The following is a 6421-nucleotide window of genomic DNA, read 5'->3' on the forward strand; positions in this document are numbered from 1 at the left end:
TTTGAGTGAGGGGTGATTAATGCTTGTTGCTGCTTGGAGACGCGGATATATGAATTCTTGGCTCGCTTCTGTCTATAATCCCATGAGCCGGAAAGGGTTACAAACACTTTTGGTCGGTGTTTTCGCTGTGTTTGGAGTCCTTAGCGGAGTAGTCCCCGACTTGTTGTCCCCTACAGGTCGGTCAGGAACTTTCGCTAACGCACAGCAAGGCCCTAATATTACTGATGATGAAATTCGCAATTATGCCCGTGCCGTTCTACTAATTGAACCTAGACGCAAACAGGCCTATGATGAGATTAGGGGAATTGCAGGGGGTACGGTTCCAGAGGTCATCTGTAGCGATCGCCGTGGGATTAATAGCTTGAATCGAGATCTAAGGGCGATCGCTGTTAATTATTGCAATCTGGCCAAGGATTTTATTGAACAGCACAATCTTACCATTAATCGATTTAACGAGATTACTCGATTACAACAAGATAACCCACAACTGCAACGGCAAATTCAGGCTGAGTTACTTCGTCAACAGCGTAGTAACGGCAACTAATCCTATATGACTCCCCTAGATATTTTAGGGGAATTTGTGTTATTTATTTATTACTTTAACGGAGTAACAAACTACTATGAAACTACCACATCAAGGGCATTTACATCGGTTATTCATTCAGTCCACTGCCATCACTATTTTATCTGGTGTCGGACTGCTGACGGGATGGGTTCCTAGTTTAACTGCTCCATCCCTAACCGCCAGTTTTAGCACGACCGCTAGAGCGGGAAATCCTACCTTTAGCAATCAGGAGATTACCAACTACGCTCAAGCAGCGATCGCACTGGAATCGAGACGGCATCAGGCGGTTGAGGAAATTAAAAGAATTGTCGGACAAGTGCCGCGCATTGTCTGTGATGAGCCGACTAGCATTAATATGCTACCTGGAAATGCTCCCCAAATTGCGGTTAGCTACTGTGACCAAGCCAAACGCATTATTGAAAGCAAAGGATTAACTGTTAGTCGCTTTAATGAAATCACCCGCCATCAACAATCTGATAGCCGATTTAGAGAGCGCATTCAAGCAGAAATTCTCCGAATTATGCAATCTCCTGATGCACGGTAGTTAGCAATTGGGGATTCTGCGACTGTGTTGTATTATCCCCGTCAACAACTGATTGGCGATCGCATAAATTCCCTTCCATTTATCTCGGCGGATTTTGCGTAAATAAAACCAAGTCCCTTGATAAAAATCTACCAAACGCCGGCCGCGATACTCTTTTTGAATGCCACCCGGATCGAGTCGGATACCCTCAAGGTTATAGTTATTTCGGTTTAAAGGGTTGAGTTTAGTCAACCCTTCTTTATAGGCAAATTCTCGATATCTTAAACCTTGGCGATTACATAACCTGGATTTCTCATCATCAATCCACTCACTCACCACCCAATTTTGACTCGCAAATAAAAACTCAGCCATATCTTTTGTTACCCCACAATATTTTAAACGAATCCCCACCGGAATTTCACCCCAGGGACCATGAACCCATATAAAATCTGGGTCAAAAAATGCTTTAAATGCTATGGGTTCCTCGCCATTGATGGTGATTTTTGCGACTCTACCCACCATCCCACAACCGATAATTTTCGCAGTTATATTTATCGGATTTTCCGAGTATTTATCAAGACAATTTAGGTAAAAATTAACAGTAAAATTAGGGGTGGTAATCAGCCGGACATAAATTGCCAAGCCATCCAGAAACGCCCTAATTTCGGATACCCCCAATCCTCTATCCGGGTCTAAATAAGAGGCGATCGGTTCCCCAAAGTATAACTTATTGGTACCTGTTTTTAGACAAAACTCCTGGCAGAGCTGATAAAATATATAGGGTGAAATTAATTCAGTTTGTGCCCGAACTATGATCGACTCTAACATCCCCTGATGACAGTTCAAAATGCCCACTCTCCCCTTTAATAATTCCTGGTTAAATACAGGGTAAGCTATATTTCTGAGTGAACTTCTGTTAACAAATGTCCACTACATTGATTTTATGAAAAATATCATTCGGGTTTTCCTGACCCTAACTCTGTGTAGCCTATTTCCCCTAAATGCGATCGCCGGAACCGTCCTCGAAGACATCAGAAGAACAGGCATTCTCAAAGCCGGAGTTAGACAAGATGCCGCCCCTTTGGGTTATCTGTCTCCAGACACCGGAGAATGGGAAGGGTACTGTATCCAACTCATGGAACTTCTAGCGAGTCGCCTCACCCAACAACTACAACTTAATCAACCCGTCCAAGTTCAACTGGTACAGTCCACCCTGGACAATCGGGAATCTATCGTCGCTGATGGAACCGTCCACCTAGAATGTGGCCCCAACACTGTCACCCGCACCCCCCCACCAGGCATGGTCTATTCCGATCGCTTTATCGCCACAGGAAATCACCTATTAGTTGCCGCAGATAATCAAACCTTAATCAACCCAGATGGTGCCATGGAAAACATCATTATTGGTGTACTTCCTAACACCCTTACCCAGGGATTTATCAGCAGTCGTTATTCCCTAGCTCAAATCGTACAATATCATGGCACATCAGGCCGCGCCGATGCCGTGCGTGATGTTCTTAATCGGGAAATCAACGCCTTTGCTAGTGATGGTTTATTGCTAGTTGGGGAAGTGTTGCGTCAACCAGATATTAACCCTCAAGACTATGCCATAATTCCCCAAGAACCCCTCACCTGTGAGTTCTACGGCATGATCGTACCGGAAGGAGACATCGCTTGGTTAAATACCATCAACTCATTGATTTTAGTTGAGGAAACCCTGGAAATTCTCCAAAGTCTCTATGGTCGCGACTCCGCCTATGTCGCCACCACACAAGCGGCTTTACAAAAGTGTACCCGTTAGCATAGAAATTAGCTTTCATTAACCCCCCTCCTCACTCAGGGGAGGGTCGGGAAATGTTATTGAGCAGTTTCTGAGGTGGGAATACCTAATCGTTTCCGTAAAGACTCAGCGCGACGTTGAGCAATTTGATTATTGGGTTCTAAACTCAGAGACTTTTCGTAGGCTTCTAAAGCCTGAGAAGTCAGCTTTTTGCGTTCGTAAGCATAACCTAGATTATTGCAAGCTGTCGCATATTCAGGAGTCAGCTTTAATGCTTCCTTATAATTACGAATGGCGATATCATATTCTTCCTTAGCAAAGTGAGCATAACCCAAGGCATTATAAATCATGGCTATGTTCTCAGGTGGCTCCTGTTCCTCTACTGCTTTGAGAGCTTTTTGTAAAACAGCGATCGCCTGAGAATACAAGTTTTTATCATTATAAATACAGCCTAATTTATAATATTCCTGAGCTGTTCCTTGACCCTGAGAGAGCTGCTGTTGCAATTGTGACATCTTACTCTCAACTTCGCGAGTTCGGAAAATCTGACGCACAATAAAAAAGCCAGAACCAGACAAAAAAACCAGCAGTAATACCAGATAAACAACTGCGAGATTACTATCCATTTTTAATTTTAAATTACCAATTTCATCTGACCTTGAAGAAGGATAGAATTGTCTCCATCCTTCGTTCAAAGTGTACCAATTGAAAATCCCCTAGGATTGAGCTTGAGCAGCTTTAGCGACCACTTTTTCAAACGTATCTGGGTCAAGCACTGCCATTTCCGCCAGCATCTTGCGATTGATTTCAATGTCGGCTTTTTTCAAATTCCCCATGAGTTGGCTATAACTGATGCCGTGGACTCTAGCAGCAGCATTAATCCGGGTAATCCACAGACGGCGGAAGTCGCGCTTGCGTTTTTTTCTATCCCGGTAAGCGTTACGCAGCGCCTGCATAACCCGCTGATTAGCAATTCGGAAATTTTTAGATTGAGAGCCGCGAAATCCTTTCGCAAGTTTGAGAATTTTTTTGCGACGTTTACGGGCAACATTACCACGTTTAACTCGTGTCATTGTTGTTTTTCCTTAAAATTGAGTTGATCGAACTATAGCGTTACAAATACGGCATCATCAGACGCACGTTTTCAGCATCGCGTTCATCGACAATAGCCGTTTTTGACAAACGGCGCTTGCGAGTTGCACTTTTGTGTTGTAGCAGGTGACTCTTAAAAGCCTTGCGGCGTGCGAGTTTCCCGCTTCCCGTTACCTTAAAGCGCCTAGCTGCTGATTTACGAGTTTTGAGTTTGGGCATGAAATGGCTGGAATTCGACACAAGCTATGATTATAGCATTTGCTGGGATTGATGAGTAGATAAATCGATTAATTAGTTTGCTGGTGTTTATGGTGATGCACCTCAACCACGGTGTGAACATTACCTCTGGGGTTAAAGTCGCCTTTGATGTGAACTGACAGGGGGTCACAGGCGGCAACAAAGTCATCAAGGATCTGGTTAACTGATTCCTCATGGGATATGTAGCGATCGCGATAACTGTTAATATAGAGCTTGATGGACTTTAACTCTACCACGGACTGATCCGGCACATAGGTTAAATCAATGGTGGCAAAATCTGGATATCCCGAAAACGGACACTTACAAGTAAACTCTGGTAAGACTATGTGAATTTGATAGCTGCGTCCGGGTCGGGGATTGGGGAAGGTAATTAACTGCCCCTCGCTAATCTCTCTCTCTCCATATCTGGGTTCTGTATTAGTAACCGATTCAGTCTCAGAAGGTTTTACCTGGGAGTTACTCATAATTTATATCAACAATAAACAACCAATTGCGATCGCCCGTAGATTTCCTTGACTAAATGCCCCGTGATTGGTCTAATAGCAATATCATCAAGGCGATCGTCGTTCAACTAATCCCGTTGATCATACCCCAAAGTTTATCCATAACAGCCATGTCAAATCCTATACCAAATTCTACAGCCTCTAACCCCACCCCACCCGAAGGCGGAAATAGTAGTAGTTATTCACCCTCAGTCCCCATATCCCTATATCGAGAGGTAACAGCCGAATTACAAGGTTCTCAAAACCTAATCAATTCCCTGAGAACCCAAAACCAACAACTTCTCGAAGAAAATCAAAATTTGCGCCAAGAACTTAATAATGTAGTCCAGGCTGCTAATCAATTCTATTTAGCCGTTGAATCGGTGCAAGGGAAAAGCCAGCCATTATCAGCAGTTCCCCCTGTCAATCCTAGCTTTAATGTTAATCCCGTCTCGCCGCCACCGAACTTTTATGAACAGCCCAGAACCGAGATTCCACAACCAGATGTAGTCTTTCCCCCAAATAGCGACGCGCCGGACACTCCACCGCCCCAATTTACTGAGGAACCAGAAGGCCGACTGCGACCGTCATCAGGACCTGATAGAGGTGAATTAAGTGGGATCTGGCTAATTGTTTCCATCGCCCTAATTGTAGTAGCCGCCTTTGGTATGGGCTATTGGGTAGTTCGTCCCCTGTTGCAGCAACAAGGGCGCTAATCGTTGATGAACCCGACAATCAGACCCAAATCAGACCAAAATTCCACGATCGCAGATGACTAAAGATCGTGGAATTTTCTAGGGGGCGATCGCCTAACGACCTGCAAAACTGTTTTCTGCCAAAGCCGTCAAATTAGTCGCCGGTGAGGTTTCACTAACTGAAGAAGTATCGACACTGACTGAAGGTTCAAAACCGCGCTCAAACTCACGTCTATTGACCTGACCGGCTTGCAATGCAGTTTCCAAATGTTCAGCAGCTTTGCGAGGATTACCACGGCCACAGAAAAACAGATCAGCCGCAAAATAGCCATACTCAGGCCAGGTGTGAATAGCAATATGCGATTCAGCCAAGGTGGCTGTTGCCGTCACCCCGTGGGGGCTAAATTGATGCACACAAAAGTCAATCAACGTCGCCTCTCCTGCGGTAACTGCATCGAGTATAGCAGTGCGGATACGTTCGGGGTCATTCAAAAGATCTGCAGGACAGTGCCAAGCGTCAATGACCAGATGGGTTCCCAATTGTTTCATTCTGCGCGGTTTTACCTCCACCCTTAAATGGTCTCAAACTTTTTCAGTCTATCACATCAGTTAAATTGCGATCGCACCATTACAAAATAGAGGTAAATTATCCTGTGGTTCGTTGTTAATCCCTGTTACTGGGGGAGAAGGCGATCGCCTAGGGTCGCGCCTGGGCAGTTCCCCGAAGCCGCCCCGGACCGCCCCCTGAGAGAGTGCGATCGAGCTATTGGTGGGTAGCGCCATTAGGCAGAATAGTTCCTTCCATAGTAGTATCATCCAAATTAGCCACACTCAAACTCGCCCCAATCAGATTCGCCTGATTCAGGTTAGCCCCCGCCAAATTCGCCCCCCGTAGTGAAGTCAGTAGCAGTCCAGCACCACAAAGATTAGCATCAGTGAGGTTAGCCAAACGCAGATCAGCTTCTAACAAGTTAGCCCCCGCCAAATTCGCCCCCGTTAAATTCGCCCCCCGTAAATCAGCTTTAC

General features: G+C 45.1%; 12 protein-coding genes. 4 read left to right on the plus strand and 8 right to left on the minus strand.

Features of this window, described 5'->3' with window-relative positions:
* Window positions 1-49: 49 nt before the first annotated feature.
* Window positions 50-544 carry a DUF4168 domain-containing protein gene (locus B9T16_RS04955; protein WP_006617375.1) on the plus strand — a complete coding sequence of 165 codons (495 nt, stop codon included), beginning with the start codon at window positions 50-52 and terminating at the stop codon, window positions 542-544.
* 76 nt (window positions 545-620) lie between these two features.
* Window positions 621-1109, plus strand: coding sequence for a DUF4168 domain-containing protein (locus B9T16_RS04960; RefSeq protein WP_014277167.1), 489 nt, complete (start codon window positions 621-623; stop codon window positions 1107-1109).
* On the opposite strand, the gene B9T16_RS04965 is transcribed toward B9T16_RS04960, so the two are convergent.
* On the minus strand, window positions 1110-1916 hold the full coding sequence (locus tag B9T16_RS04965) for a hypothetical protein (protein WP_410244222.1): 807 nt from the start codon (window positions 1914-1916) through the stop codon (window positions 1110-1112).
* Between the two features lie 115 nt (window positions 1917-2031).
* Between B9T16_RS04965 and B9T16_RS04970 the strand changes: the two genes are divergently transcribed.
* A complete protein-coding gene (locus B9T16_RS04970) occupies window positions 2032-2889 on the plus strand; it encodes a transporter substrate-binding domain-containing protein (RefSeq protein ID WP_410244223.1) in 858 nt (285 codons plus the stop codon).
* A 56-nt stretch (window positions 2890-2945) separates the two neighbouring features.
* Here the strand turns inward: B9T16_RS04970 and B9T16_RS04975 are convergent, their stop codons facing one another.
* The 4 genes from B9T16_RS04975 to queF form a co-directional block, all read right to left on the minus strand.
* The gene (locus B9T16_RS04975; RefSeq protein WP_014277170.1) at window positions 2946-3494 is read right to left on the minus strand and encodes a tetratricopeptide repeat protein; all 549 of its coding nucleotides are present in this window, start codon (window positions 3492-3494) and stop codon (window positions 2946-2948) included.
* 90 nt (window positions 3495-3584) lie between these two features.
* Window positions 3585-3941: a 50S ribosomal protein L20 gene (rplT, locus tag B9T16_RS04980; protein ID WP_006617370.1), complete on the minus strand. Its 357-nt coding sequence runs from the start codon at window positions 3939-3941 to the stop codon at window positions 3585-3587.
* Between the two features lie 40 nt (window positions 3942-3981).
* Complete coding sequence (gene rpmI / locus B9T16_RS04985; RefSeq protein WP_006617369.1) at window positions 3982-4179, minus strand: 50S ribosomal protein L35; 198 nt, start codon at window positions 4177-4179, stop codon at window positions 3982-3984.
* A 68-nt stretch (window positions 4180-4247) separates the two neighbouring features.
* Window positions 4248-4682, minus strand: coding sequence for a preQ(1) synthase (queF, locus tag B9T16_RS04990; RefSeq protein ID WP_006617368.1), 435 nt, complete (start codon window positions 4680-4682; stop codon window positions 4248-4250).
* A 149-nt stretch (window positions 4683-4831) separates the two neighbouring features.
* On the opposite strand from queF, the gene B9T16_RS04995 reads away from it, so the two are divergent.
* Complete coding sequence (locus tag B9T16_RS04995; protein ID WP_035736840.1) at window positions 4832-5416, plus strand: hypothetical protein; 585 nt, start codon at window positions 4832-4834, stop codon at window positions 5414-5416.
* Between the two features lie 93 nt (window positions 5417-5509).
* On the opposite strand, the gene speD is transcribed toward B9T16_RS04995, so the two are convergent.
* From speD to B9T16_RS05010, 3 genes are all read right to left on the minus strand, one after another.
* Window positions 5510-5944: an adenosylmethionine decarboxylase gene (gene speD, locus B9T16_RS05000; RefSeq protein ID WP_006617366.1), complete on the minus strand. Its 435-nt coding sequence runs from the start codon at window positions 5942-5944 to the stop codon at window positions 5510-5512.
* A gap of 60 nt (window positions 5945-6004) precedes the next feature.
* Window positions 6005-6178, minus strand: a complete 174-nt coding sequence (locus B9T16_RS05005; RefSeq protein WP_161783022.1) for a hypothetical protein — start codon at window positions 6176-6178, stop codon at window positions 6005-6007.
* Window positions 6159-6421 (minus strand): pentapeptide repeat-containing protein (locus B9T16_RS05010; protein WP_410244224.1); only part of this gene is annotated, 263 nt, incomplete at its 5' end. The genes B9T16_RS05005 and B9T16_RS05010, both read right to left, overlap by 20 nt.

This window comes from Arthrospira sp. PCC 8006 (assembly GCF_046480465.1).
In the GTDB taxonomy this organism is placed as follows: Bacteria; Cyanobacteriota; Cyanobacteriia; order Cyanobacteriales; family Microcoleaceae; genus Limnospira; species Limnospira platensis.

Excerpts from the sequence above, each read along its gene's own strand:
- rplT (WP_006617370.1), bottom strand. The coding sequence starts at position 3,941 with ATGACACGAGTTAAACGTGGTAATGTTGCCCGTAAACGTCGCAAAAAA.
- B9T16_RS04955 (WP_006617375.1), top strand. The coding sequence starts at position 50 with ATGAATTCTTGGCTCGCTTCTGTCTATAATCCCATGAGCCGGAAAGGG.
- B9T16_RS04975 (WP_014277170.1), bottom strand. The coding sequence starts at position 3,494 with ATGGATAGTAATCTCGCAGTTGTTTATCTGGTATTACTGCTGGTTTTT.
- queF (WP_006617368.1), bottom strand. The coding sequence starts at position 4,682 with ATGAGTAACTCCCAGGTAAAACCTTCTGAGACTGAATCGGTTACTAAT.
- B9T16_RS05005 (WP_161783022.1), bottom strand. The coding sequence starts at position 6,178 with ATGGCGCTACCCACCAATAGCTCGATCGCACTCTCTCAGGGGGCGGTC.
- speD (WP_006617366.1), bottom strand. The coding sequence starts at position 5,944 with ATGAAACAATTGGGAACCCATCTGGTCATTGACGCTTGGCACTGTCCT.
- B9T16_RS04965 (WP_410244222.1), bottom strand. The coding sequence starts at position 1,916 with ATGTTAGAGTCGATCATAGTTCGGGCACAAACTGAATTAATTTCACCC.
- B9T16_RS04995 (WP_035736840.1), top strand. The coding sequence starts at position 4,832 with ATGTCAAATCCTATACCAAATTCTACAGCCTCTAACCCCACCCCACCC.
- B9T16_RS04960 (WP_014277167.1), top strand. The coding sequence starts at position 621 with ATGAAACTACCACATCAAGGGCATTTACATCGGTTATTCATTCAGTCC.
- rpmI (WP_006617369.1), bottom strand. The coding sequence starts at position 4,179 with ATGCCCAAACTCAAAACTCGTAAATCAGCAGCTAGGCGCTTTAAGGTA.
- B9T16_RS04970 (WP_410244223.1), top strand. The coding sequence starts at position 2,032 with ATGAAAAATATCATTCGGGTTTTCCTGACCCTAACTCTGTGTAGCCTA.